Genomic DNA, 25,941 nt, shown 5'->3' with positions numbered 1-25,941 from the left:
GGAGAACCAGAATGGAAAAATTTGAAAAACTCACCGGCATTGCCGCCCCGCTGCCCCTGATCAATGTCGATACCGACATGATCATTCCCAAGCAGTTCCTGAAAACGATCAAGCGTTCGGGGCTGGGGGTCAACCTGTTCGATGAGATGCGTTACGACGACGACGGCAACGAAATTCCCGATTTCGTGCTGAACAAACCGCAGTATCGCGAGTCTGAAATCCTTGTCGCGGGCGACAATTTCGGCTGTGGATCGTCCCGCGAGCATGCCCCGTGGGCCATCAAGGATTTCGGTATCCGCTGTGTCATCGCGCCCAGCTTTGCCGACATCTTCTTCAACAACTGCTTCAAGAACGGCATTCTGCCCATCGCCCTGCCGCAAGACCAGATCGACGTTCTGATGAAGGATGCCGAAAAGGGATCGAATGCGCGGATGATCGTCGATCTGGAAAACCAGACGATTACCACCTCGGATGGCGAGGTGTTTCCGTTCGAGGTGGACCAGTTCAAGAAGCATTGCCTGCTGGAAGGGCTGGACGATATCGGCCTGACCATGGAAAAGGCGCCCGCCATCGACGCCTTCGAGGCCAAGGCGGGTACGGAGCGCCCTTGGGTCTGACCTTGCGCCAGGTTGATATGTTGCGCCGCCGGAGCAATCCGGCGGTGCTTTCATTTTGGATCGGGAAATATGCCTCTGGTTGTCGGGTTCGGGTGAACCGCAAGATGTAGTGGTGGACCACAAGGCTGCCTAATTTCTGTACCGAAATTGATGCAATCCCGCACCACCCCATACATCAAATTGCCGAAAAATCCATGTCTTGTCCGGGTACAGCTTGAGCCGCAGAGCGAAAGTGGGCAAAAATTGGACAGAAATGAGGCATACCGCCACAATTGGCGGAATCAAGTTGGCACAACGGCGCGGCGAAGTACCGTGCCGGTCCAGTTTGAAGGGAAGCGGGCAGTGTTTTCACAAGTTACCAGTGCGTTGATGCGCGCCATTCTGGTTGCGTTGCTGGTTGCAACGCCATCGTTGCTATTGCCGGATACGGGAACGGACACGGCGCAGCTTGTGGTGGTGCTGGCCATTCTCGCGTCGTTCATGACCTTCATCGAATATTACGGTCAGTATCCCAGTATCGTCGAATTCCGTTTCGCCCCGCCGTTCAACCGGATCAAGTTCATCGGACTCGCCAGCACGGTTTTCCTGCTGACGGTCATCCTGCGCGGCGCCCACGATCCTACGGGGTGGAGCCTGTTCCTGACGCAGCTGGGCGACGGGCTGGGCCGGGCGATCGACTTTCCGTATTCGCCGGTGCGCCTTGTGGTGCTGATGATGCCGCCCGATGCCGATGAGGCGCTGGTTACCTCGGTGCGCACGGCGGCAGGACTGTCTTATACGATCTCCATCGTGATGATCTTTGTGTTCATCACGGCGGTGCGCCTGTTTGGCTGGCCGTTGCGTAACGGTGCGTTCAATGTCTGGGTGAACCTGCCGCTGTTCGATCCGACGGGTGGCGGCGATGTTCTGTATCGTCTGAAACGGGATGCGGGCCTTAACATTGTGTTAGGGTCTTTGCTGCCATTCTTGATTCCGGCGGCGATCAAGGCGGCATCCGATCTGATCGACCCGATCTCGATCGCCAATCCGCAAACGCTGATCTGGACGATGACCGCATGGGCCTTTCTGCCGGCAAGTATGCTGATGCGCGGTGTCGCGATGTCTCGTATCGCCGAGATGATCGAAGACAAGCGCAAGCGCGCCTATGCGCGGGCCGAGGCCGAGGCGTTGCACAGCGCCTGATCCTGACGCTTTTCCTGATGCTCGTTGCCGGGGGTGCCCCGGCGGACACCCTGCGCATCGCGACATTCAACACGGGTCTGGAACGTGACGGCCCCGGCCTGTTGTTGCGCGATATCCTGGCAGGCAAGGATCCACAGGTGGCTGGCGTGGTGCAGGTGATTGCCCAGGTGATGCCGGATATCCTGTTGTTGCAAGGCGTCGATCATGACCACGACCTGCATGCAGTGCGGGCGCTGCGCGATGCCATTGCGCGGACCGGGCCGCACTATCCGCATATCTTTGCCCTGCCGCCCAACAGCGGCCAGCCCACGGGGCTGGACCTGAACGGTGACGGGCGGTTGGGCGGCGGCGGCGATGCGCAGGGCTATGGCGCGTTTTCCGGGCAGGGGGGTATGGCGATCCTGTCGCGCTATCCGGTTGACCGGGCCGCGGTGCGCGATCTGTCGGGCCTGCTGTGGCAGGACGTGCCGGGGGCGCTGTTGCCCATGATGGATGGCAAGGCGTTCCCGTCGGAGGAGGCGCAGGCGATACAGCGCCTGTCTTCGGTCGGGCATTGGATCGTGCCGGTGCAGGCGCCGGGCGGATGCATTGGCCTGATGGCCTTTCACGCCGCTCCGCATGTGTTCGACGGCCCCGAAGATCGCAATGGCCGCCGCAATCACGATGAAATTCGTCTTTGGCAGCATGTGCTGGACGGAGCGTTCGGCCCCGGCCCCAGGGCGCGGTTCGTCATTCTGGGCGGGGCGACGGTGGACCCGGTGGATGGCGGAGGGCGCAAGGGTGCGATCCGCGCCCTGCTGGCCGATCCGCGCGTGCGCGACCCGCGCCCGATGCGCCCCGGCCCGGTGCCGCCCGTGGCCGGACCGAAAGGCGATCCGCGCCTGCATACGGTGGACTGGCCCGCGCCCGGCCCCGGCCCGTTGCGGGTGGATTACGTTTTGCCCTCGGCGGATTGGACGGTGCGCGCGGCGGCGGTGCATTGGCCCCCCAAGGGGACACCGGGCCATGAGGCGGCCACTCGCGCCAGCGCGCACCGGTTGGTCTGGGTCGATCTGGAAACCGACCGGCGCGAGCCATAGACCTATCCGCCCAAAACCAGTGATGCGGGTTTGTACGCCTATGGCCCAAGCCGCCTTTCTTGACCATTGCGGGGCTTCGGGATAGGCGAAAGCAGACACCAGACAACGCAAAGGAAACGCCCATGAGCACCCCCTCGCTTCTTATTCTGCCCGGTGACGGCATCGGCCCCGAAGTCATGGCCGAGGTGCGCAAGGTCATCGACTGGTACGGCGCCAAGCGCGACCTGTCCTTTGACGTCAGCGAGGACCTTGTCGGCGGTTCCGCCTATGACAAGCACGGCACGCCCCTGCATGACGATACGATGGCCAAGGCGCAGGAGGTGGACGCCGTTCTGCTGGGCGCGGTGGGCGGCCCGAAATACGACAATCTGGATTTCAGCGTGAAGCCCGAGCGCGGCCTGCTGCGCCTGCGCAAGGAAATGGATCTGTTTGCCAACCTGCGCCCGGCGCAGTGTTTCGATGCGCTGGCCGATTTCTCGTCGCTGAAAAAGGATGTGGTTGCCGGGCTCGACATCATGATCGTGCGCGAACTGACCAGCGGCATCTATTTCGGTGAACCGCGCGGGATCTTCGAGGAAGGCAACGAGCGTGTGGGCATCAACACCCAGCGGTATACCGAATCCGAGATCGACCGCGTTGCGCGCAGCGCGTTCGAACTGGCCCGCAAGCGGAGCAACAAGGTGTGCTCGATGGAAAAGGCCAACGTGATGGAATCGGGCATCCTGTGGCGCGAAGTGGTCCAGAAGGTCCATGACGAGGATTATCCCGACGTGGAACTGAGCCACATGTATGCCGACGCCGGTGCGATGCAACTGTGCCGCTGGCCCAAGCAATTCGACGTGATCGTGACCGACAACCTGTTCGGCGATCTCCTGTCGGACGCTGCCGCGATGCTGACCGGCAGCCTCGGCATGCTGCCCTCGGCCAGCCTTGGCGCACCGATGGCCAACGGGCGGCCCAAGGCTCTGTATGAGCCGGTGCATGGCTCGGCCCCCGATATTGCCGGACAGGGCAAGGCCAACCCGATTGCCTGTATCCTCAGCTTTGCCATGGCGCTGCGCTACAGCTTCGATCAGGGGGACGAGGCGACGCGCCTTGAAAAGGCGGTCGAGCAGGTGCTGGCCGATGGCAAACGCACCGCGGACCTGCTGGGTGAAGACGGTGCGCAGCCTGTCTCGACCTCGGAAATGGGCGATGCCATCGTCGCGGCGCTGGACGCCAGCCTCTGATCCTTATGACTGCGGGGCGGGCATATCTGTCCGCCCCAGTTTGTTCTGCACGGTCTGGTCGTATTCCCCAAGGCGTTGCACATTGTGCATGATCCGGGCCAGCCACCGCATCGCATCGGTGGTGTCGAACGTATCCTGCACCGAATAAATCCCGGCATGTTCGCCCAGCAGAAGCGCGCGCCTCTGCCGCCGGAAGCGCCCGTCGATCACTCCGGACATACGCGCCAGCCGCGTGCCGATCCCGAACAGGGACAGGTCCTTTTCAGGCGACATGCACCGCGCGAACCAGCGCACCGGGCGCAGGGTGACCGGCCTTGCCGTCAGGATCGGGATAAAACTGCGCCTGCTGCTTTGTTCCAGAAGGCGGGTCAGGTGATCGACCTGATGCATGAGCGCGGCATAGGTGGCGGCCTCGTCCGGTTTGTCGCGGGGCAGGACGATCCGCGCGAGGTAATCCTTGAGCTGATCCAGAACCGGCACGACACGCGGTTCAAGCGCCGACAGCCTCCGCAAATCCCGGTCCGGGCCAAGGGCTGCGGAATAGGCGTTCAGCACGTCCCGCGCCGCCCAGTGAAGGACACTGTGCGCCGCCTGCATGGCCGCGCCTTCGTCGCTGAGCAGTCTGTCGTCCAGCTCCGGTGGGGTGGTGGCTGACGGCTCGGGCAACAGGCGCGCGACCAATCCGGCAAACCGATCCGTAAACGGCAGGAACACCGCCGTTCCCAGCAGGTTGAACGCGGTGTGAAACAGGACCAGCGCGGTATCCGCCCCGGTACGCATCGCGATATCCTGCAACGTACCCGCCGAGATCATCAGCAACGGAAAGGCGATCAGCATGGTGCCGAAGTTGAACAGCAGGTTGGCCGCCGCCGTTTGCTGCATCGCCCGCGATCCGCCCAGCACGGCGAGAAGGGCGGTAAAGGTCGTGCCCAGATTCATCCCGATCACCGCGGCGGCGGCGTGCATCAGCGTCAGCGCGCCGCTGTCCAGCAGGACCAGCACCACCGCCACCGCAGCGGACGAGGATTGCATCACGACCGTCATCGCCAGCCCCACGAAGGCCATGACCAGCACTCCGCCGATCCCGTCACCAGGCATCCGATCAGGGTGCAACCAGCCCCCCGCGCCACTCATGCTGTCCTGCATCATGTCCAGCCCGATGAACAAAAGGCTGAACCCCGCCGCGATCCGCCCAAGTCGCGCCATGCGCCCTTCGGTCAGCAGAAGCGCAAGGCTGGCCATGAACAACAGCCCCATCGCCACCGTGCCCAACCTGAGCTTGAACCCCACCAGCGACACGATCCAGCCTGTCACCGTGGTGCCGATATTCGCGCCGTAAATGACCCCGAGCGCGTGCGGAAAGCTGAGCAACCCCGCACCCACGAACCCCACCGTCATGACCGTGGTCGCCGAGGAGGACTGGATAACCGCGGTGGTCAGTGCGCCGCTCGCGACACCGCGCAAGGGCGTGGTGGTGAAGCGCGCCAGCAAACGGCGCAGCCCGGCGCCCGCGGCCTCGCGCAGGGCGTCGGTCATGATCTTCATCCCCAGAAGAAACAGCCCGATCCCACCGAGAGCGGGCAATGCCTGTGCCATCATGCCGGTTACTCCGGATAACAGAATGCAAATCGCCACCGCGAAACACAAGAACCCCCGAATCCCCCTTGCAAAGCGCCGCAACGATCTGTAATCGCCTGTTCCACGGTCGGAGTGTAGCTCAGCCTGGTAGAGCACTGTCTTCGGGAGGCAGGGGTCGGAGGTTCGAATCCTCTCACTCCGACCAATAATTTCAGATGTCGATTGCAGAGATATTTTGCCTTTCGGGCACATAAGCTTCCTTTGATGCAGCAATGTTGACCTATCTTAGGTAGCTGACGACGAGGTAGAGCTTACTTATATACTGCATGAAGTAGTTCGAACGGCCCGCTGCGGCCATTCGCGGGCCTCGCCTTGGCTGCGGCGCAGCTTCCCCAAACCTGACGTCCAGACGAACCGCGTTGCCGACAGACGAGACGATGTAGTTGACCGCTTGTCGCGTCAGAGGTTGCTTGCGCTCCGAGATGAACAGCCAGGTAAGCGCGTCGTCCCGCTTCGCAAGCCATCTGCGGATTGGGCGTAGCTCGTCGCCTGGCACGGGCTGTTCGACACTAAGACCATTCTTGAGCCGCGCGATCCAAACACGTGACTGGGCTAAATCGACATCTGAACGGCGCAAAGCAATGGCTTCCGACACCCGAAGCCCATGGCGAAACATCATCAGGATCAGAAGGTGATCCCGCACCCCGTGCCGCCCCTTCTTCGCGGAAGCGAGCAGTTGGTCGACTTGTGCCTGGCCGAGGTAGTCACGAGCGTGTTCATGCTCATCTGCCGCCCGGCCGTCAGAACTTTTTACAATTTGCCGTTTGGTCACCGTTTCATCGCGCTTCCGAAGTCCCAGTCTTGCTTGGACCGCTCATCTTAAACTCTTTACAAAACACTTCTTTTGTAAAGAGTTAGACATAACTGGGATCATTGCCAAAACCGCACCTTTAACAGCCCGGCTACACATGCTGCTCCGTGAACTGCAGATAGTCTCTGGTTGACCTTCGAAGAGCTTCTTACCTCTACGTGACGGCCGAAACTCAGGCCATTACGTCATCGGTGATAGCCAAAGTTCCCTTACAACACCTAAGCTTCCTCGACAGCCTCGCGGACTATCCGTAAAATTCCCGGCAGTTCATCTTTCGGAATCCCGCCAAAGGCGAGCCGCAGCGCCTGCGGGATTGCTACAGTGGTTGCGAAGGGCTCTGCGCCGCATGCAGAAATACCGCATTCCTTCAGACGCGTGACGATTGGTTCGGCCCTGACACCCTTGTCGAGAGGTAACCATGCGAAACCTGCATTGCGATGGGAAACGACCGGTATTCCATCAAAAGCGTTTCGGCAAAGCTGCTGACGCTCTGAGCCGTCCTGTCTCCGGTTCTGTTCGGAATCAGCCAGCGTGCCGTCCTCAATCCAACCTGTGACCAGTCCGGAAATCAGTGCCGGGGCGTTCCAGGTCGTTGCCCTGATTGCCTCAAGCAGTCTGTCGTTGTGGGTTACGGGGGCAATCACATAGCCAAGGCGCAGCCCTGTCGCGAGGCTCTTGGAAAAGCTGCCCACATGAATCGTTCGGTCCGGTGCGAGGGTGACGAGGGCTGGCGGCGAGTCCGGTTCAAGGAAGGCATAAGCCGCATCTTCGATGATCAAAAGATCATGTTTCCGCGCGATTTCAACAATCCGCAGGCGCGTTGCCTCGCTCATAACCGTGCCCAAGGGGTTGTGAACGGTGGGCATCAAATAAACAGCACGCACCTTACGTTCGCGACACTGTCTTTCGAGACCGTCGGTATCCATCACTCCGTGTTGTCCTTCGACCGGCACCAGATCGAGACCTTGCATCGCCGCGACGGATTTGAAACCGGGATAAGTCAGGGCGTCGGTCGCGATAGCGTCCCCGCGCCGAAAGAGGCTAAGGGCAATGATCGACAGTCCGTGTTGGCCGCCCGATGTGACCAGCAAGCCTTCGGGGTCAATCGAACCAAGAGTCGAAGCGAGGCTTTCGGCAATGATCCGGCGCTCGTGCATCCGCCCGCCGTGTGGCTGGTAGCGCAGCATCACCTCAAGATCGCCGGCCGCTGCGAGTCGCCGCAATCCCGTTCGCAACATATCCGCATCGGCCGCATCCCCCGGCATGTTGAATACCAGGTCGATGAGGCCTTCGCTGGTGGCCTGCCGGACCCCTAGCGAAGGCGGCAGTCCGAGATCGCGCACGAAGGTGCCGCGACCGGCTTCGCCAATGATCAAGCCCCTGCGTTCGAGTTCCCCGTAGGCGCGCGTTGCCGTGGCAAGCGCCACATTGACTTGTTCCGCAAAGGCGCGATGCGTGGGCAGCTTTGTGCCCGGCGCGAGTTTGCCATTCTGGATCGCGGTCGCGAGCATGTCGGCAAGGCGGATGTATCGGGCTTTTCTCACGCGCTCACTGTATCTAGTACAATAGAAAAATTGTCATATTTAATACTTCATGGCAATCCGGTCTCAAGTCAATCTTCGAGGTTCGGTCCATGCCCAAATTGATCCCCGCGTCATTGCTTGCCCTTGGTCTGTTCACGGTCACGTTTGCGGTGAATCTTCAGGCTCCGCTCTACGATGCTTACGCTGCCGAAAGCGATGTCGGCGCGACGGCGGTGACGGTTGCCTTCGCGGCCTATGTCGGGGGCCTCATGCCGACGCTGTTGCTGCTCGGCGGGCTTTCGGACCGGATCGGGCGACGGATTCCGATCGCGCTGGCGCTGGTTCTAGGGGCCATGGCGACGGCGCTTCTTGTGCAGGTACCAAGCTGGACAAGCCTTGTGATCGCACGCTTCCTGCTCGGGATCGGAACCGGCCTCGCAACGACTGCCGGAACGGCCTATATGACGGAAATACTGGGTGCGGACCGCGCGAAAAGCGCCGCCCTTATCATTACCTCTGCTACGTCGCTCGGTTTCGGCGGCGGCGCTCTGGCGACCGGCATCAGTCTCGCTGTGCAGGGACCGACGCTCCTGCCGGCCAGCTATATCGCCCTGTTCGTAGTGGCTCCGGTCCTCGCGGTAATCGCCCTCGGACTGCCCCGGCTTGACATGCCGCGTCCCGTATCCCTTCTGCGCTTGCCGGTCTTCCCCGCTGGCACATGGATGTTCGGAGCGGCAATGGCGCTGGCCTGGTCCACGACTGGCATGACCATCGCGGTTGTCCCGCTGGAACTGGCGGCGAACGATCTCGGCGGATGGACGGGTCTTGTGATCTTCCTGGCAATCTTCGTGGGTTTCCTCTGTCAGCCAATCGCGCGGCGCATGACCAACAATCACGCGCTCGCCCTCGGGTTCGTTCTGATCCCGCTCGGCTTTCTTGTGCTTCTGGCCGGTGTCTGGTTGAAACTCCTGACCTTGGTTCTCGTCGGTACCTGTATCACCAGCGCGGCCAGCTATGGCTTTACCTATCTCGCCTCACTGGCAGAGGTCTCGTTGCGCGCGCCGGACGACCGGGCGCGCGCAACGGCGGGCCTGTTCGTCTATGCGTATTTCGGGTTCTCGCTTCCCGTGATCGCCAGCGGGGCATTGGCGGACATGCTGGGCTTGCTGACCGCGATGATTGTCTTTGCATCCGTCCAACTCGTAGCAACCGCAATCATTGTGACGATGTGGAGGCGGAGGTCTTTGTTATCCGCAACCGCCCTTGAAGCGGGGTGAGAGAGCCGGGATGTATTCGATCCTGCTGTGGGTGCTGAGATTTTTCTGCGCGATCGGGGCGGTGGACAGCACCTCTCTGGCAAAAGCGAGGGCAAAGGATCGAGCCAAGACGCATGAAACCTTCTGGCATTCGACCGACTGCCCGCCCATGAATTGAGACAATCTCGGCTGAGCTTCCAGAAATACAGCCTGAGACACCTAGCTCCCAAAGGTGGAACTATACCGGATTTCGCCTTTGACATCTCTACCGCCAAAGGAGAGTGCCTGCACGTATTGTGTCGGGACATTGCCATATGTGAGATCGCCAGACGAGGTGAAACCGAAGCGCCCGTAGTAGGCGGGGTCACCCAGAAGAACGCAGCCGACGGCGTCGAGGGACCGTAGCCGTTCCAGACCTTCCTCAATCAACTGCCGCCCAATGCCCGATCGCTGGCGGTCCGGATGCACCGAGATCGGCCCGAGGCCGAACCATCGCCCATCCGAATTCGATACGGTCACCGGAGAGAAAGCGACGTGGCCGACAATCTGGTCGTCCTCGACGGCGACAAGCGACACGGTGAGATCGCCATTCAGGCGAAGCCCATCGACGATCTGCGCTTCGCTGCCGTCGCTCATCTCAACCGGCGCGAAGGCCGCCTCCGTCAATGCACGGATTGCGGCTTCGTCGCCCGGGGCTTCATCCCGTATTGTCATCGGTAAGCCATTCTCAACATTGTTTCCGGAACACGGCGCCTAGCTGCAATTCGCCTGCGTGACCTCGCCGCTCTCCGCGTCCATGATGACGGTGGCGCGATAGGGAAGCAGCTCCATGGTCATCGGCTGACCTTCGTTCGCGCGGCGCACGGCGGTGGCACCTGTGATCTCCATAATCTGCTGGTCAGTAGGGTTGACGAGCCCAATTAGCTTTTCGATGCTTTCGGGATTGCACATGCCTTGCTCCGTGTTGTTTTCGTCGGTGACGCAGCCAGTGAGGGCACCGGCAGTACAGATCGCGAGGATGGATGTTTTCAGGTTGGTTCTCATGGTTCAATTCCTTCGTTTGCATCTCTTGTGCCATCGGCGGAGGCGGGCGACAAATGCACCGCCCGCACCATCGGCAGGCTTCAGCCTGTTATTGACAGCCGCCTGACCTGACGCCGCAGCGCATCGACGAACAGCCGGAAGGCCGGTGCACTATGACGCCGGTTGGGATAGTAGAGGTGATAGGGCGGCAGTGGCGGGGTCTGCTCGGCGAAGATGCGGGTCAGACGCCCTGCCTCCAGATGCGGTACGACCTGGTCGAGCGGCAGATAGGCCAGGCCGGTTCCATCGAGCGCGGCGTCGATGATCAGCTCGATGGAATTGAAGATCAGCGGCCCGTCGCTGCGTATCCTGATCTCCTCGCCGTTTTCCAACAGCCGCCAAGCGTTCAAGGTATCCGACGTTGGTAGTCGCAGGTTGATGCAGCGGTGATCGACCAGCCCACGCGGCTCGGCCGGGGCCGGATGCCGCCGGAAATAGTCCGGTGCCCCAACAATGGCCATCTGGATCTCGGGCGAAATCCGCACCCCGATCATGTCCTTCGCCACATGCTCGCCCAGCCGAACCCCGGCGTCGAAGCGATCAGAGACCACATCCGACAGCCCGTAGTCGATGATGATCTCGACGGTGATGTCGGGATTATCCTCCAGAAGCTGCGTCAGCGCGGGGCGGATGTATTTCCGCGCGGCGTGTTCGACCGAGGTGATGCGGATGGTGCCCGCGGGCTTGTCGCGGAACTCGCCCAGTTCGGTCAGGCTTTCGTCGAGCTCGCGCAGCATGGGTGCCATACGCTCGACCAGCCGCTCTCCGGCAGGGGTCGGCGCGACGCTGCGGGTGGTGCGGTCGAGCAGACGAACACCCAGACGCTCTTCCAGCCGCCGCACGATCTGGCTGAGCGCCGATTGTGACACCCCGATCCTGGTGGCGGCACGGGTGAAGTTGCGCTCCTCCGCCACGGCCACGAAGGCCGTCAGGTCTGCCATGTCTTCCCGGTTCATTAAGCTGCCTGCTTATAAGCGCAAGAATTTATCATCCATAGAATGATAGCCGCCCGCGCCGTATCTTCCAAGTCGAACCGCAGGCCCCTGCGGCCGCATCGGCAAACCAAGGAGAACGACCATGGGCAAGATAAGTTTTACCAATACCAACAACCCGACCATCACCATGTCGGCGGTCATCAACTTCCCCGAGGACTTCGACGAGGGCCAAACATATCCGGCGATCATCGTCTCGCATCCCGGCGGCGGCGTTAAGGAGCAGACGGCGGGCACCTATGCGCGCGAACTGGCCAAGGCAGGCTTCGTCACCATCGCCTATGATGCCTCGTATCAGGGTGAATCCGGGGGCGAGCCGCGCCAGCTCGAAAACCCGCATGTGCGGACCGAAGATGTCAGCGCCGTACTCGATTATCTGACCACGTTGCCTTATGTCGATGCCGACCGGATCGGCGCGATGGGGATCTGCGCGGGTGGCGGCTACACCGCGAATGCAGCGATCCAGGACCATCGCATCAGGGCCGTGGGCACGGTCAGCGCGGTCAATATCGGCCAGATGTTCCGCAACGGCTGGGAAAACACCGTCAAGGACGCCGATGCGCTGCCGATGATCGAGATGGGCTCGGGCGCGCGCACCGCGGATGCGGCCAGCGATGAGAAGGCGCCGATGCCGCTGGCCCCGATGAAAGAGGAAGAGGCCCCGAACGAGGAACTGCGTCAGGCCTGGGAATACTACCACACACCACGCGCCGAATGCGCCACCGCGCCGGGCTTCGCCACGGCCCGCAGCCTGAACCAGATCATCACCTACGACGCCTATCACAAGGCCGAAGCCTTCCTGACCCAGCCGCTGCTGGCCGTGGCGGGCAGTGAAGCGGGCAGCAAGTGGATGAGCGACGATCTGATCGCGCGGGCCGCCAGCGCCGACAAGACCCTGCACGTGGTCGAGGGCGCCAATCACATGGAGCTCTATGACGGCGAGACATACGTCGCCGAGGCGGTCTCGGTCCTCAGCCCCTTCTTCAAGGACAAGCTGGCCGCGTAAGCCGCGCCTTGCTGGAAACCGCCCCCCAATGCATCCCGCCCGTCCGGGCGGGATGCCCACAGAGTATCGAGGAGACCGATATGAAACCCGTATCATTCCGCAATGCCGACATGGCCTGGGACATCGCTGCGCTGATCCTGACGCCGCCCGGTTTTGACGAAAACAAGACCTGGCCGACCATCATCGCCGTCCATCCTTTCGGCAGTTGCAAGGAACAAACCTCCAGCGCGGTCTATGGCAAGGCTCTGGCCGAACAGGGCTTTGTCGTGATCGCCTTCGACGCCAGCTATCAGGGTGAAAGCGGCGGCGCGCCCCGCTGGATCGAGAGCCCGGCGCAGCGGGTCGAGGATATCAGCCATGTCATCGACTATGCGGTAACCCTGCCATATGTCGATGCCGACCGGATCGGCGGGATCGGGATCTGCGGCGGTGGCGGCTATATCCTGAACGCGGCGCTGACCGAGAAACGCATCAAGGCGGTGGTCGGTATCACGCCGGTCAATATCGGCCGCCTGTTCCGCGAAGGCTTCAGCAATTTCGACCCGCGCGGCGCATTGGACGCGATGGCGGCGCAGCGCACGGCAGAGGCGCGTGGCGGTGAGGGGCAGGTCAACGAACTGCTGCCGCCCTGCCCCGAGGTCGCGCGCGCGAACGGGCTGACCGAGCGCGATGTGTTCGAGGCGACGGATTACTACAAGACGCCGCGCGGCCAGCAGCCGGGCGGGGCGACGCGGATGCTGTTCAGCCATGCCCAGAAGACGTTGGCCTGGGATGCATTCAACTTCGCCGAGACGTTGATGACGCAGCCCATGATGGTGGTGATCGGTCAGAAGGTCGGCGCGTTCGGCGCCTATCGCGACGGGCTGGAGATTCATGGCCGGGCCACGGCCTCGAAGGACCGGCAACTGGTCTCGCTGGAGGACTGGTCGCATTACGACCTCTACGACAAGGACGAGCCGGTCGAGCTGGCCCTCGACAGGGTGGTGCCGTTCCTGAAGGACCATCTTGCCTGAGAACCGACCATGAAAGGGCGTCCGGGCCGCCAGTCGGCCCGGATCGCTTCTGATCTTTGCAATTTGACGGAGGGAACCCATGCGTATCGGCATACTCGGATCGGGATTGATGGGCGGCCGGTTGGGCAAGATCTACGCCCAGGCGGGCCATGAGGTGGTGTTCAGCTATGCCCGCACGCAGGCCAAGCTGGACGAACTTGCGCGCGAGGCCGGGAACGGCGCCCGCGCGGGCAACCCGGAGGAAGCGGTGCGGGACGCGGACGTCGTGCTGCTCGCCGTCCACTGGACACGGGTGGACGACGTGCTGGCGCAGGCGGGCGATCTTTCGGGCAAGGTGGTGCTGACCTGTTCGCTGGCGATGAGCGCGGATGACAGCCATCTGGTCATCGGCCATACCTCCTCCGGCCCCGAGGCGCTGACGGAAAAGCTGCCCGGCGCCAAGGTGGTGGCTGCCTACAACACGGTGCCCGGCGAAATCCTGTTCCCGGTCTTCGAGCGGCGCAGCAGCGACTGGCAGAGACCCGACCTGATCTATGCCGGGGACGATGCACAGGCCAAGGTCACCGCGGCCGGATTGATCCGCGACAGCGGATTCAACCCGGTTGATCTCGGGGACCTGCGGACCGCCCGCTACATGGAGCCGTTCGGGCTGGCGGTCTCGGTCCTTGCCTATGGCGGCAAGGGTGGGCCGGAATTGGGATATCGGTTCATGCGGATGCACGAACGCGCGTAGAGCAGGCGAAGAAGGATAATGTTATCGAGCTATGGACACATAGGGCCACGTCATCGAAACAGGACTTCGATAGCTCGACTTTTTTCGCTGAAAGTAACCATGACACAGAATATCTACGACAATCCCGATTTCTTCGCAGGCTACAGCCAGCTTCCCCGGCAAGTGCAAGGTCTGGACGGTGCACCCGAATGGCCCGCCATCCGCGCCCTGTTGCCTGATATGACGGGCAAGCGCGTGGTTGATCTGGGTTGCGGCTTCGGCTGGGCATCCCGCTGGTTCCGTGAACAGGGGGCGGAAACGGTTCTGGGGCTTGATCTGTCACAGAACATGATCGACCGGGCGCAGGCGGATACCCGAGATGCTGCCATCACCTACCGCATCGCCGATCTGGACACGCTTGATCTACCGGAAGCCACCTTCGATCTGGTCTACAGCGCGCTGACCTTCCACTATGTCGCGGATTTCGGGCGGCTGATCCGTATGATCCACAGAGCGCTGGCGCCGGGCGGAGACCTGGTTTTCACCATCGAACATCCGATCTTCATGGCCGCCGCCCACCCGCACTGGACCCAGGACGAGGACGGGCGCAAGACATGGCCCGTCAACGGCTATTCGAGGGAGGGCGAACGCCGCACCGATTGGTTCGTCAAGGGCGTGTTGAAACATCACCGGACATTGGCGACCACGCTCAACACCCTGGTCGGTGCGGGCTTCACCTTGCGCCGGATCGAGGAATTCGCACCAACGCCCGAGCAGATCCAAGCCATGCCGGAACTCGCCGAAGAATTGGAGCGCCCCATGATGCTGCTGGTTTCGGCGTTCAGGAGATAACTGCGTTCGCCGCCCGGCCATTTGGGTCAGAGTGGCGAACTGGCCTGTTGCCGGTTAATAAATCTGGTGAGCTTTGTATATTGATAAGGTTCTTTATCATTGTGGCTCCCTGTTCATTTGTCGCTCAACAGCAAGTGCCCTAGCTGACGTTTCTATAGCGACGGCCTGATGGGGAACGGCGGAGTGTTACTGTTCTTTGCTTGCTACGTCAAAAAGGCTCGCAGCGTGCAGAGACAAACAACATCCAAAACCTCGGATGGCCCGGACTCGCCAATACCAGGCCATTGAAAAATCCGATACAACCTTGGCCTGGCCGTCCGTGGTGCCTAGCTGTGTTCCAACGGAGGCCGTAATGCAGCATTTTTCACTTCTCGATCTGTCCCCTGTTCCCGAGGGGAAAACCGCCGCCGATGCCCTGGCGGGAACCGTCGATCTAGCCCAAGCCGCCGAGCGGGCGGGGTATCATCGCTATTGGATGGCCGAGCATCACAACATGCCGGGGATCGCCAGTGCGGCTACCGCCGTGCTGATCGGCCATGTGGCCGGTGCGACCGAAACCATGCGGATCGGGGCCGGGGGCATCATGCTGCCCAACCACGCGCCGCTTGTCATTGCGGAACAGTTCGGCACCCTTGCAACGCTGTATCCGGGACGGATCGACCTGGGGCTGGGCCGCGCGCCCGGCACCGATATGGCCACCGCACGGGCGCTGCGCCGTCACATGGCGCCCGAAGACAGCTTTCCGCAGGACGTGCAGGAACTGATCGGCTATCTCGGCGATGACACCGGCACGTCGCCTGTGCGCGCCATTCCCGGAACCGGCACCCATGTCCCGGTCTGGATTCTCGGGTCCAGCCTCCATGGCGCGCAACTGGCGGCGTATCTGGGCCTGCCCTATGCCTTTGCCTCGCATTTCGCTCCGGCGATGCTGGAGCAGGCGCTGGAGGTCTACCGCCGCAGCTTCCAGCCATCGGAGCACTTGGAAGAACCCTATGTCATGATGGCCGCCGGGGTCTGTGCGGCGGACAGCGATGCCGAGGCGGAATTCCTGCGCTCCTCGCAACTGCTTGCCTTCGCGCGGCTGAGAACGGGACGGCCCGGAAAATTGCCTTACCCGACCCATGACGTCGATGAGGAAATTCCCGCGCCGGTCATGGAGCAGGTGCGGCAGGCCTTGTCATGCTCTGCCACCGGATCGGCCGCGACCGTGAGGGAGCAACTCGGCACGCTGATCGACACGTTCCGGCCAGATGAATTGATGATCACGGGCATGATCCACGACCACAGCGCGCGGGTCCGCTCGTTCGGGATCGCTGCCGATGTGTTGACGGAATTACGCGATCGGGGTGTGGCTGCGTGATGCCATGAGCGGCGCTGAGCGGACGGTCACGTGCGGGTCGGCGCCATATGTTCTGTGCGGACTCGCCTTGGTGGCGACTGCCGGTACGAACTGCTCGAACCTCAGGCTCATGGCGGTTTCCTTGCCCGGTCGGCAAGGTGGGGTTCAAAGGTCCATGCCCGTTCCGGTTTCGAGGTAGGATTTCATGCTGGACAGAACCAGCGGCCATCCCTTGCCGATCCCCTTTGCCATGCTGCTGCCCGGCTGGAGTTGATCGTGCGTGACGGTGAGTTTGACCATGCCGTTCTCGTGCTCTTCGATATCGAAGGTGACGCGGCTTTCCTCATCCGGGTCGTCCGCCTTGGATGCGGCGGACCATGTGATGATCAGGCGGTGGGGTGGCTCGGTCTCAACGACCTTGCCGACGAGTTCGACCGGCCTTTCGTCGTTGGCGCGAATATGTTCCCATTTCGCTCCGGGCGTCCAGTCAGAGACATTTTCATGGCCCCAGTAGCGACGGGCGATTTCGGGTGTGGTGATCGCTTCGTAAACCTTTTCGGGAGTCGTGCGGATATAGGTCACATAGACGAAGCTTGCTGACTTGTCGGTCATGTCCTCTTTCCTTTCGAGATGGTGTTTCAGGTCATGCAGCAGTGCGAGACGATCCGTCTCGAACTTGCGAACCCATCTTTCATAGACATCGTGCAGCGGGACCGGGTTGATGTAATGAAGTTTTTCCCGTCCCTGGCGCGCGGTGCTGATCAGGTTGGCGTCTTCGAGCAGGCCAAGATGCTGGGTCACGGACTGGCGCGTCATGTCCATGGATGCGCAAAGCCCGGTCAGGGTCTGGCCGTTCTTCCGGTGCAGCCGGTCCAGCAGCCGCCTGCGCGCGGGGTCGCCCAGGGCCTTGAACACCTTATCGTCATCAAATGGGTCATCTGTCATACTTGATAATAGGCAGGCAATAACCTGCATGTCAAGGGCAGGCGAATACCTGCATGATGACAATCCACCGATGCGCACAGGCTGGATGTTTTATTGCTGAGCCGGAATGCCTCTAAGCGGTCAAACCCGCATCCAATGACGTCAAAGACGCGGTTAACCAACGTCCGGCCGTAGATCGCATCGGGAGTATGTGGTATGAATCCCCGCATTTTCCGAGCGGAATGGTCCGGTGTATGTCTATTCCGGCTTCAAATGCAGTTCCCGGTTGAAAACACGATTAATATTATCGTTTATTGCGGAATATCTTCTGCGCAACTGGAAGTCTGTCAATGAGTCTCGATCAAATCTTCGTTCTTGTGCTTCTCGGAGCGGTGTTCCTGAGCTTTTTCAAGGAGGTCTACCCTCCCGAAGTGACTGCGCTCGCGGCGTCCGCGGCGCTTTTGGCGACCGGAATCATCGACACCAGTGATTTTCTGACGGTCTTCAGTTCTTCGGCACCGATCACCATCGCGATGATGTTCATCATATCCGCCGCGCTTGAACGCACCGGGGTGCTTACGATCCTGGGGGATTTCCTGCGACGGCAGGCGCGGGGATCGTATCTCAGGACCATCCTGCTGATGATGTTCGGCACGATGGCGGCCTCGGCCTTCATGAACAACACGCCGGTCGTGATTCTGCTCGCCCCGATCATGATTTCCGTGGCGGCCTCGGTGGGGGTGGCGCCCTCGCGGCTGCTGATCCCGCTGTCCTTTTCGGCGATCTTCGGCGGTACGCTGACGCTGGTCGGCACCTCGACCAACATCCTGATGAGCGGGGTCGCCCGCGATACCGGCCAGCCACCGATCTCGATGTTCGAGATGACCTTGCCGGGGCTGATCTTCGCCACCGTCGGCATGCTCTATATGGTGTTTGCCGGGCGCTTCCTGCTGCCGGACCGCGCCTCGCTGTCGAGCCTTCTGGGACAGGAGGGCAAGCGGAAATTCATGGCGCGGCTGCTGATCCCGGCCGAGTCGCGCTATGTCGGCATGAAGCTGGCCGATCTGCCGTTCAACACCGCGCAGTCGCGTGTGCTCGACGTTATCCGGGGCGAGGTCTCGATGCGGCGAGAGCTTAAAACGCTCGAACTCCGCGCCGGCGACCGCGTGGTCATCAAGACCGACACCGGAGAGATTCTGGGCTTCAAGGAAGATGGCGGGATCGAGTTTCGCGATATCGCCGACCGCGGCTATGAACCCGTGACCGCCGAACAGACGGTGCTGATGGAGGCCAGTGTCGGGCCAAAATCGCATCTGCGCGGGCAGGAACTGGGCAATCTGCGGCTGCGGCGGAAATACGGGGTCTACGTCATGGCGGTGCACCGCAACGATCGCAACATTTCCGACCGGATCGACGATCTGCGACTGCAATTCGCCGATACGCTGCTGCTGGAGGGACCGCCCGAGGGCATCCAGCGGCTGATGGAAGACGGCGGGATCATCAACCTGTCCGCTCCTTCGGAACGCCCCATGCGCCGGGCGAAGGCTCCAATCGCGATTGCCACGATCTTCGGTGTGATGGGGCTTGCTGCACTGAATGTGCTTCCGATTGCCGGGCTTGCTGTCATCGGGGCGGTCGTGGTGATGATCACACGCTGCGTCGATCCGGAAGAGGCGTTCGATGCCATAGACTGGCGCATTCTGTTCCTGATTTTCGGGATGCTCGGCCTGAGCATGGGGATGGAACAGACCGGCACCGCGCGGGTTATCGTGGAAACCGTGGTAGGTGCCGTGGGCGGGATCGGACCATTGGCCATATTGGCGGCGGTTTATGTCCTGACCAGCGTGCTGACCGAAATGATCTCGAACAACGCGGTTGCGGTCCTGATCGGCCCTATCGTCATCGCTTTGGCGCTCGAACTTGGCTTCGATCCGCGGCCCTTCATCATCGCGGTGATGTTCGCAGCCTCGGCGAGTTTCGCAACGCCCATCGGCTATCAGACGAATACTTTCGTCTATAGCGCCGGTGGCTACAGGTTCCGCGACTTCCTCAAGGTCGGGCTGCCCTTGAACATCATTTTCGCGGCGCTCGCGGTGCTGGTCATTCCCCTGTTCTTCCCGTTCTGAACAGATGCCCGGCTGGCGGTTTGCCAACCGGGTACGATTCAGTGCAGCCCGAACTCGGCCATGAGCTGTTGGCGGAACCGGACGAAGCGGGTCTCGCTGCGATCGCGTGGGCGCGGGAGGTCGATGTCGATCAGACGCGGGTGAGCGCCCTTCTCCCTCGGCAGGATCAGCACCCGATCCGCCAGGAAGATCGCCTCTTCCAGGTCGTGGGTGACTAGCGCCATCGTCACCTTTTCCTCGGTCCAGATGCGGGTCAGCTCTTCCTGCATGGTCAGCTTGGTCATCGCGTCCAGCGCGCCCAGAGGTTCGTCAAGCAGCAGGATTTCGGGCTGCACGGTCAGGGCGCGGGCAATCCCCACGCGCTGCGCCATGCCACCCGATAGCTGGCGCGGCCATGCCGTCTCGAACTCACCGAGGCCCACGAGCCGGATATAATGCCGGGCCTTATCCTCGGCCTCGCTGCGCGAGATCCCCTGAACTTCGAGGCCAAAGGACACGTTGCCGAGCACGGTCAGCCAGGGAAGGAGCCGCGGCTCCTGGAAGATTACCGCACGCTCCTTGCCGAGGCCGTGAACCGGCGCCCCGTCGATCAGCACGCCGCCCGAGTCCGGTTCCTCCAGCCCCGCGAGAACCCTGAGCAAGGTCGTCTTGCCCGAACCGCTGGCGCCGACGATGGCAAGGCTTTCACCCCCGGCGATGTCGAGATCGAGGTTCTTCAGGACCGTCAGGGTTTCTCCGTCGAGGGTAAAGGACTTGGAGAGGTCACGGACCGTGACCTCTCCCTTGGCGGATACTTGTGCAACACTCATGATCCGGCCCTCAGTTGCCGACGTTCTGGTCGCCGGTGACCAGAAGGATGTCGGATGCGGTCAACTGCCCCTCGGCCAGCGCTCCCTCGCGGATCAGGACGTCGATCCAGAACTGGATGTCACGCTCCACCGGCAACCCGCCCTCGCGCACGCCGTAGCCCGCGAAATACCGCGCGACCTCGGGATTCTCGCCGCGCTTTTCCAGAAGACGGGCAAAGATCCCACGGGTCTCGTCGGGATGCTCGCGCGCATAGTCGAGCGCCCGGGCAGATCGTTCGACGAAGACGCGGGCCGCCTGCGGATGTGCCGTGACCCAGTCGCGCCGCAGCACGGTAAAGCCGCCGGCGATCTCACCCAGCACGTCGGTGTCGTCGAACACGGCCCGGAGGCCGCCATTGGCCCGTGCAACGCCCTCGAACGTGGTCTGCCAGTAACCGAAGGCCGAAATGTCCACCTGGCCCGACCGCAGCACCTGTTCAAGCTGCGGCCCCGGCACCACAACAAGGTTCGCGGCATCCTGCGGCAGGTCGACGGAATGCAGCGCCTCGCGCACGGTATAGTCCAGGTGCGCCCCCAGCGTGTTGACCGCGATGGTCTTGCCCGCGATATCCTCGATTGACCGGATCGGGCTGTCCTCGAGCACGTGGAAGATGGATTGCGTGTCGTCATTGATGCCATTGGTGGGGTAAGCGGCCACGAAATCGTTGCCGCTGGCGATGGAGTTGATCACCGCCGAGGTCGCAGCCGAGCCGATATCGACGCTGCCCGAGGCCAGCGCGAAAAGGGATTCGGGCCCGCCGCTGGCAAAGCCGACGGTTTCGATCGCCACGCCGGTGCCCTCGAAATATCCCAGTTCCTGGGCCAGTTCATGCGCCGAAACGCTGCCGTGGTTTGCAAGGTAACGCAAGGTGACGGTCTCGGCCCGCGCCATGCCGGTCAGGGCAAGCGTCGTGGCCGCTGCGGTGAGGAGTGTCTTGAATCTGTAGGTCATCTTCTTTTCCTGTCTCAGGGTTGATTGGGGATCAGTGTTCGGTAAGGCTCCAGCGGCACAGGCGCCGCTGAAGCAGGACCAGAACCCGGTTCGCGGCAAGACCGAGAAAGGCCAGCAGGAAGATCGCGGCGAACATCAGCGGGATCTGGAAATTGTACTGAGCGTTCATCACCTGGAAGCCGACGCCCTTGTTGGCGCCGATCATCTCGGCGGCGATCAGCAGCAGCAGCGCGGTGGTCGCCGAAAGGCGCAGCCCGACGAAGATCGGCGGCACCGAGGCTGGCAGGATCACGCGGCGGAAGATCGTCGTGCGTGAGGCACCGAAACTGCGCGCCATCTCGACCAGCTTCGCATCCACCTCCTTTACCCCGCCGATCGTGGCCAGCAGGATCGGAAACAGCGTCGCCCAGAAGATCACGAAGACCTTGGAGGCTTCGCCGAGGCCAAGCAGCAGGATGAAAACCGGATAGAGCGCCAACGCCGAGGTCTGCCGGAACAGTTGCAGGATCGGGTCGAGAGCGCGCTCCACCGCCCGGATTTGCCCCATGAAGAGGCCCAGCGGGATGCCGAGACCGACCGCCGCGAGGAAGGTGATGCCGGCGCGTTGCAGCGAAACGGCGATGTCGTCGAGCAGCGCGCCCGAGACGATGCCCGTCCAGAGCGCCGCCGCCACGTGGTCGAGAGGTGGAAACACCGCCGGGTTGAGCCAGCCCGCGCTACTGGCAACCTGCCAGCCCGCGAAGAAGGCGAAAAGCAGTCCGTAGTCGGCCACGGCATTGCCGAGGAAAAGCCGCAGCCGGGGAGTATTGACGATACCCGCGATGCGCTTCGAAGGTGCCTGCTCTGCGGTGTCAGTCAGTTGATAGGTCATTGATGTATCCTCCGGTCATTCCGCGGCCTGGACCGTGCGATGACCCGCCGAATGGCGATTGACCGGGACGGGCAGGCCGAGATTGTCACGCAGGGTTGTCCCTTCGTAGGCGGTGCGGAACAGGCCGCGGTGCTGAAGCTCGGGGATCACCAGGTCGACGAAATCGTCCAACGCCGTGGGGAACCAGGGCGGCAGGATGTTGAAACCGTCCGCAGCCTCGTTCTCGAACCACTCCTGCAACGTGTCGGCGATCTGCACAGGCGTGCCGATGACCGTGTAATGCCCACGCGCCGAGGCGACCCATTGATAGAGCTGCCGGATAGTGAATCCGTTCTCGTCCGCAATCTGGCGGATCAGCGCCTGGCGGGATTTCATGCCCTCGGTCGCCGGCACAGGCGGCAAGGGCCCGTCGAGGTCATGGCCCCTCAGGTCCAGCGTACCGCCGGTCAGCCCGTTCAGGAGCGCGATGCCATCCTCTTCCAGGATGTAGGAGGTAATGCGATCGTATTTCTCGCGTGCCTCCGCTTCGGTCCGCCCCACGAAGGGCGAGACACCGGGCATGACGAGCACATGATCGGGGTTCCGTCCGGCGGCGACCGCACGGGCTTTGATATCGCGATAGAATTCCTGCGCGGTGTCCAGGTGCTGATGCGCGGTAAAGATGACCTCGGCCGTTGCCGCCGCCAGCCTGCGCCCGTCCTCGGACTGGCCCGCTTGGACGATGACCGGATGACCCTGCGATGAGCGAGGGACATTCAGCGGCCCCTTGACCTTGAAATGCTCGCCCACGTGATCCGTATCGTGCACTTTCGCCGTGTCGTAGAACACGCCGCTTTCCTTGTCGCGGATAAAGGCGTCGTCCTCGAAACTGTCCCACAGGGCCTTGACCACCTCGACATGCTCCTGTGCGCGGCGGTATCTCGCCGCATGGGGAAGTTGCTGATCGAGATTGAAGTTCTGCGCGGCGGCCTCGGTGGCGGTCGTCACCACGTTCCACCCGGCCCGGCCGCCGGAAATCAGGTCGAGCGAGGCGAATTTGCGCGCGGTGTTGTAAGGCTCCTCGTAGGTGGTCGAGGCGGTAGCGATAAAGCCCAGGTTCTTCGTCAGCGGAGCAAGCGCCGAGAACAGCGTCACCGGCTCGAACCCCGCCACTTTGGCATTGCCGCCTTCTGTCCCGCCGCCGAAGGAAACGGCCAGCCCGTCAGCAAGGAAATAGGCGTCGAAAAGCCCGCGCTCCGCCGTCTGGGCCAGTTGCTTGTGGAATTCGAAACTGGTGGCCCCGTCCACGGGGTGGTCCGGGTGGCGCCATGCGGCGACATGCTGGCCGCCGCCGGGCAGAAAGGCCCCGAGCTTGATCTGCCTGGGTTTGGTCTGTCTGGTCATGGGTCTGGTTCCTGTCCTGTTACAGTTGGTCGGGTGATGGGTTCGCCCTGTCTCCGGGCATGGCTCCGCCGTTGCCGGGCCATCGCGGGACCGGTGCAAGACGAATTGGGGGTGAATGTTGTTCGGCCTCAGGCGGCGCTGGCGGCCAGGTCAGGGGGCCTGCGGCGCCCCGCTTCATTAACGGCTGAGGCCAGTTGCGCCGCCGCGTCGTCCAGCCTGCTCAGCAGCGCCGCCGAGGCTGGTTGGCCATCCGCGAAATCCTCTGCTGCGGCATAGACGCCAGTCGCCACCACGGCAGCCTCGAAGAAGCCAAAGAGCGGGCGCAACTGGTGCTCGATGACAAGCGCATGGCGATGCCCGCCGCCTGTCGCCGTGAGCAGCACCGGCTTGCCCTTCAGCGCCTCGGGTTCGATCATGTCGAACAGATGCTTGAAAAGGCCGGTATAGCTGCCCTTGTAGACCGGACTGCCGATGACGAGGGCATCGGCCGCGATCAGGCGATCTACGGATTGTCGCGCTTGAGGGGTGAGGTCGGACAGCTTCCTTGCGGTTCCGAACCCCTGCCCGAGATCCGCCAGATCGACAATGGCGCTCGCCCTCTCCGACAAGGCTGCGCTCCGTTGTACTGCCGTTTCCACCAGTGTCCTGGTGCGGGAGGGGGCGTTCAGGCTCCCCGCGAAGCCGATGATTCCGGTCATATCCATTCCTATCACGATTAACTCTATCGAGATTTAATTTAAGGCGATCGGGGGCTTCACTCCATTCCAAAGATTCGCGGTTAAAGAGGTGAAATTATGTGTCTTTGGCACCCCTTGGAGAACGTCAGACCTCGGTGGGCATGCTCACCCCGGCTGATCCGAAGAGGGTCCGGGCCAGAGCATTGGTTTGCTTTCGAATGTCGGGAATCGCCGTGATCTCCCACAATGCGCCACGGGCCGACGGGCCGATTGCATGAAGGCGTTGCGAAGCCACCCCCCTGGCGTCGATCACCCGGGCGGTCGTGGTGGTATCGAGGCCCAGCCCGAGCGGATCGAGCCGCGCTGTGCCACGCGCAAGGAGATCCCGGATCATCGGAGCGGCATGTTCGGTCGGATCTCTGCGGATTCCGCGGCAGTCGATGACGTGATCGGCAACAAGCTCTTCCGTGCTGCCGCCGGTCCGGGGAGTGATATTCAGCACGATCCGTCCATCGGCTTGCTCCTCCACGCCCTGAAAGTTGCCGCGAAGAATGCGAAGCTGGCCGCTGGCAACGGCCCGGGAGATGCGCCCCGCCGAAACCGGCGGCATACGGTGGCGATGGACCTCCCACCAGGCGACGGCATGGCGCAGAAAACGCGCGCGTTCCTCCCGGGACCAGTTCCGCCAGATATCTGCCACGTAAGGGCGAATACCGTCGATTGCGTCCCGCCAGGTCCCGCCTTGCGCCTCGGCAAGACGGACCAGCGCGCGAAGCCAGCGCATCGTTTTGCTGACGGGAACGCCGAAGGGGATGTCGCGCGGCTCCAGAACCAGCGGCTGCGAGGCCGCGTGCTCGCGCGGCAGCAGCCCGCGTCGGGACAGGCACCAGATCGGGCCACGATGTCCGGCGCTGAGTAGCGTCGCCACATGGTCCACCATGCTGAGCCCGGTGCCAATGATGGCAACGGTCGCATCGGCGTTATGCGGTGGTCTGAAATCCCAGGCGCCCCGCAGTGGCGGCACTGGCGCGGCGGGAACCGCATGGCCCGTCGCAAGAACGGCCCGGTCCGCCGAGATGGTCTGACCGGTATCCAGTTCGGCGACGACACCATGCGCCGTTTCAATCAGGCGAAGACATTCGCCCCGAATGCAGTGGAGCCGATTGTTTTCGGCGTCGCTGGACCAGGGCGCCAACAGGCTGGCAAGGTAGCGCCCATAGGTCCGGCGATCGACGAAGCCCTTACCCGTGACCAGTATATCGTTGCCATTCAGCCAGCGCTCGAAATGTGAAGGATCGTCCGGAAAGGCACTCATCTGCGAGACACGGGTGTTCAGCAGATGGTCGGGATCGTCCGTGCCGTAGGCGATGCCACAACCCAGCAGTTTCGCGCGTTCGATGATGGTGACGTGGATATCGCCGGGGGGCAGGCATAGCAGATGCGCGGCCATGAGGACGCCGCTCGCGCCGCCGCCGATGATCACGACATGCGGTCGCGGACCCATGCCCGGTTGCGGGGCCCCGTCCATCAGGACACCAGCGCCAGCAGGACGAAAGCGCTTACCGATGCCAGCAAGGCAACGGCATTGGTCAACGCGTCGTGTTCGGATATGTGTTCGATCCCGTCTTCGCTCATGGCGAACAGAAGAAGTCCCGGATCATATGCGCAACAGGGATACATGTGGCGTTCCTTTCGGAGTCGTCAGGACAGCAGAATGATGGCGAACAGGCTGACATAGCAGGTACCGAAGACGATTGCGGGGATGGCCTTGCGAATGGCCAGCAAGATCGATGGCCACGTCATGGGCGTGCCTCCAGTCTGGCCGGAC

At 62.3% G+C, this 25,941-nt stretch carries 25 protein-coding genes and 1 tRNA gene; 12 read left to right on the top strand and 14 right to left on the bottom strand.

Going from position 1 to position 25,941, the window contains the following annotated elements:
• The first annotated feature begins 11 nt into the window (after positions 1-11).
• The 4 genes from leuD to leuB all read left to right on the top strand — a co-directional run bounded on the left by leuD (position 12) and on the right by leuB (position 4,107).
• The gene (gene leuD / locus BUB53_RS11695) at positions 12-617 is read left to right on the top strand and encodes a 3-isopropylmalate dehydratase small subunit (protein WP_073034959.1); all 606 of its coding nucleotides are present in this window, start codon (positions 12-14) and stop codon (positions 615-617) included.
• A gap of 342 nt (positions 618-959) precedes the next feature.
• Positions 960-1,799 carry a hypothetical protein gene (locus BUB53_RS11690; protein ID WP_073034958.1) on the top strand — a complete coding sequence of 280 codons (840 nt, stop codon included), beginning with the start codon at positions 960-962 and terminating at the stop codon, positions 1,797-1,799.
• Between the two features lie 17 nt (positions 1,800-1,816).
• Entirely contained in the window at positions 1,817-2,878 is a 1,062-nt protein-coding gene (locus tag BUB53_RS11685; RefSeq protein ID WP_073034957.1) for an endonuclease/exonuclease/phosphatase family protein, read from the top strand.
• A 122-nt stretch (positions 2,879-3,000) separates the two neighbouring features.
• On the top strand, positions 3,001-4,107 hold the full coding sequence (gene leuB / locus BUB53_RS11680; RefSeq protein ID WP_073034956.1) for a 3-isopropylmalate dehydrogenase: 1,107 nt from the start codon (positions 3,001-3,003) through the stop codon (positions 4,105-4,107).
• Positions 4,108-4,110: 3 nt separating this feature from the next.
• On the opposite strand, the gene BUB53_RS11675 is transcribed toward leuB, so the two are convergent.
• Complete coding sequence (locus BUB53_RS11675) at positions 4,111-5,706, bottom strand: Na/Pi cotransporter family protein (RefSeq protein ID WP_073034955.1); 1,596 nt, start codon at positions 5,704-5,706, stop codon at positions 4,111-4,113.
• Between the two features lie 107 nt (positions 5,707-5,813).
• Here BUB53_RS11675 and BUB53_RS11670 point away from each other — a divergent pair.
• Positions 5,814-5,890, top strand: a tRNA-Pro gene (locus BUB53_RS11670).
• Between the two features lie 75 nt (positions 5,891-5,965).
• Here BUB53_RS11670 and BUB53_RS11665 read toward each other — a convergent pair.
• Together BUB53_RS11665 and BUB53_RS11660 are read right to left on the bottom strand one after the other, a co-directional pair.
• A complete protein-coding gene (locus tag BUB53_RS11665) occupies positions 5,966-6,517 on the bottom strand; it encodes a tyrosine-type recombinase/integrase (protein WP_073034954.1) in 552 nt (183 codons plus the stop codon).
• 257 nt (positions 6,518-6,774) lie between these two features.
• The gene (locus tag BUB53_RS11660) at positions 6,775-8,100 is read right to left on the bottom strand and encodes an aminotransferase-like domain-containing protein (protein ID WP_073034953.1); all 1,326 of its coding nucleotides are present in this window, start codon (positions 8,098-8,100) and stop codon (positions 6,775-6,777) included.
• Between the two features lie 89 nt (positions 8,101-8,189).
• Between BUB53_RS11660 and BUB53_RS11655 the strand changes: the two genes are divergently transcribed.
• Entirely contained in the window at positions 8,190-9,356 is a 1,167-nt protein-coding gene (locus BUB53_RS11655; RefSeq protein ID WP_073034952.1) for an MFS transporter, read from the top strand.
• 198 nt (positions 9,357-9,554) lie between these two features.
• On the opposite strand, the gene BUB53_RS11650 is transcribed toward BUB53_RS11655, so the two are convergent.
• From BUB53_RS11650 to BUB53_RS11640, 3 genes are all read right to left on the bottom strand, one after another.
• Positions 9,555-10,049 (bottom strand): GNAT family N-acetyltransferase, encoded by a 495-nt coding sequence (locus BUB53_RS11650; RefSeq protein ID WP_073034951.1) that lies wholly within the window; start codon positions 10,047-10,049, stop codon positions 9,555-9,557.
• Positions 10,050-10,088: 39 nt separating this feature from the next.
• The gene (locus tag BUB53_RS11645) at positions 10,089-10,379 is read right to left on the bottom strand and encodes a hypothetical protein (protein ID WP_073034950.1); all 291 of its coding nucleotides are present in this window, start codon (positions 10,377-10,379) and stop codon (positions 10,089-10,091) included.
• Positions 10,380-10,459: 80 nt separating this feature from the next.
• Positions 10,460-11,374 carry a LysR family transcriptional regulator gene (locus tag BUB53_RS11640; RefSeq protein ID WP_073034949.1) on the bottom strand — a complete coding sequence of 305 codons (915 nt, stop codon included), beginning with the start codon at positions 11,372-11,374 and terminating at the stop codon, positions 10,460-10,462.
• Between the two features lie 121 nt (positions 11,375-11,495).
• On the opposite strand from BUB53_RS11640, the gene BUB53_RS11635 reads away from it, so the two are divergent.
• From BUB53_RS11635 to BUB53_RS11615, 5 genes are all read left to right on the top strand, one after another.
• On the top strand, positions 11,496-12,416 hold the full coding sequence (locus BUB53_RS11635) for an alpha/beta hydrolase (protein ID WP_073034948.1): 921 nt from the start codon (positions 11,496-11,498) through the stop codon (positions 12,414-12,416).
• Positions 12,417-12,496: 80 nt separating this feature from the next.
• Positions 12,497-13,429, top strand: coding sequence for an alpha/beta hydrolase (locus BUB53_RS11630; protein WP_073034947.1), 933 nt, complete (start codon positions 12,497-12,499; stop codon positions 13,427-13,429).
• 79 nt (positions 13,430-13,508) lie between these two features.
• Positions 13,509-14,162, top strand: coding sequence for an NADPH-dependent F420 reductase (locus BUB53_RS11625; protein ID WP_073034946.1), 654 nt, complete (start codon positions 13,509-13,511; stop codon positions 14,160-14,162).
• 99 nt (positions 14,163-14,261) lie between these two features.
• The gene (locus BUB53_RS11620; protein WP_073034945.1) at positions 14,262-14,993 is read left to right on the top strand and encodes a class I SAM-dependent methyltransferase; all 732 of its coding nucleotides are present in this window, start codon (positions 14,262-14,264) and stop codon (positions 14,991-14,993) included.
• 352 nt (positions 14,994-15,345) lie between these two features.
• The gene (locus BUB53_RS11615; protein ID WP_073034944.1) at positions 15,346-16,353 is read left to right on the top strand and encodes an LLM class flavin-dependent oxidoreductase; all 1,008 of its coding nucleotides are present in this window, start codon (positions 15,346-15,348) and stop codon (positions 16,351-16,353) included.
• Between the two features lie 144 nt (positions 16,354-16,497).
• Here the strand turns inward: BUB53_RS11615 and BUB53_RS23180 are convergent, their stop codons facing one another.
• Positions 16,498-17,277 carry an ArsR/SmtB family transcription factor gene (locus BUB53_RS23180; protein ID WP_073034943.1) on the bottom strand — a complete coding sequence of 260 codons (780 nt, stop codon included), beginning with the start codon at positions 17,275-17,277 and terminating at the stop codon, positions 16,498-16,500.
• Between the two features lie 329 nt (positions 17,278-17,606).
• Here BUB53_RS23180 and BUB53_RS11605 point away from each other — a divergent pair, with 329 nt between their 5' ends.
• Positions 17,607-19,382: an SLC13 family permease gene (locus tag BUB53_RS11605; protein ID WP_073034942.1), complete on the top strand. Its 1,776-nt coding sequence runs from the start codon at positions 17,607-17,609 to the stop codon at positions 19,380-19,382.
• A gap of 38 nt (positions 19,383-19,420) precedes the next feature.
• Here the strand turns inward: BUB53_RS11605 and BUB53_RS11600 are convergent, their stop codons facing one another.
• The 7 genes from BUB53_RS11600 to BUB53_RS22770 form a co-directional block, all read right to left on the bottom strand.
• Positions 19,421-20,191 carry an ABC transporter ATP-binding protein gene (locus BUB53_RS11600; RefSeq protein ID WP_073034941.1) on the bottom strand — a complete coding sequence of 257 codons (771 nt, stop codon included), beginning with the start codon at positions 20,189-20,191 and terminating at the stop codon, positions 19,421-19,423.
• A gap of 10 nt (positions 20,192-20,201) precedes the next feature.
• Positions 20,202-21,182, bottom strand: coding sequence for an ABC transporter substrate-binding protein (locus BUB53_RS11595; protein ID WP_073034940.1), 981 nt, complete (start codon positions 21,180-21,182; stop codon positions 20,202-20,204).
• A gap of 31 nt (positions 21,183-21,213) precedes the next feature.
• Complete coding sequence (locus BUB53_RS11590; RefSeq protein ID WP_073034939.1) at positions 21,214-22,053, bottom strand: ABC transporter permease; 840 nt, start codon at positions 22,051-22,053, stop codon at positions 21,214-21,216.
• 15 nt (positions 22,054-22,068) lie between these two features.
• On the bottom strand, positions 22,069-23,436 hold the full coding sequence (locus BUB53_RS11585) for an LLM class flavin-dependent oxidoreductase (protein ID WP_073034938.1): 1,368 nt from the start codon (positions 23,434-23,436) through the stop codon (positions 22,069-22,071).
• A 128-nt stretch (positions 23,437-23,564) separates the two neighbouring features.
• Complete coding sequence (msuE, locus tag BUB53_RS11580) at positions 23,565-24,134, bottom strand: FMN reductase (protein WP_143163202.1); 570 nt, start codon at positions 24,132-24,134, stop codon at positions 23,565-23,567.
• A gap of 124 nt (positions 24,135-24,258) precedes the next feature.
• Positions 24,259-25,641 carry an FAD/NAD(P)-binding protein gene (locus tag BUB53_RS11575; protein ID WP_073034936.1) on the bottom strand — a complete coding sequence of 461 codons (1,383 nt, stop codon included), beginning with the start codon at positions 25,639-25,641 and terminating at the stop codon, positions 24,259-24,261.
• A complete protein-coding gene (locus BUB53_RS22770; protein WP_159437817.1) occupies positions 25,641-25,793 on the bottom strand; it encodes a hypothetical protein in 153 nt (50 codons plus the stop codon). The genes BUB53_RS11575 and BUB53_RS22770 overlap by 1 nt, the downstream gene beginning before the upstream one ends.
• Between the last annotated feature and the right edge of the window lie 148 nt (positions 25,794-25,941).

The sequence above is a fragment of the Roseovarius pacificus genome (genome assembly GCF_900142665.1).
Lineage (GTDB): Bacteria > Pseudomonadota > Alphaproteobacteria > Rhodobacterales > Rhodobacteraceae > Roseovarius > Roseovarius pacificus.
Note: the sequence above shows the minus strand (reverse complement) of the source record. Positions and strands in the feature narration are given on the sequence as shown.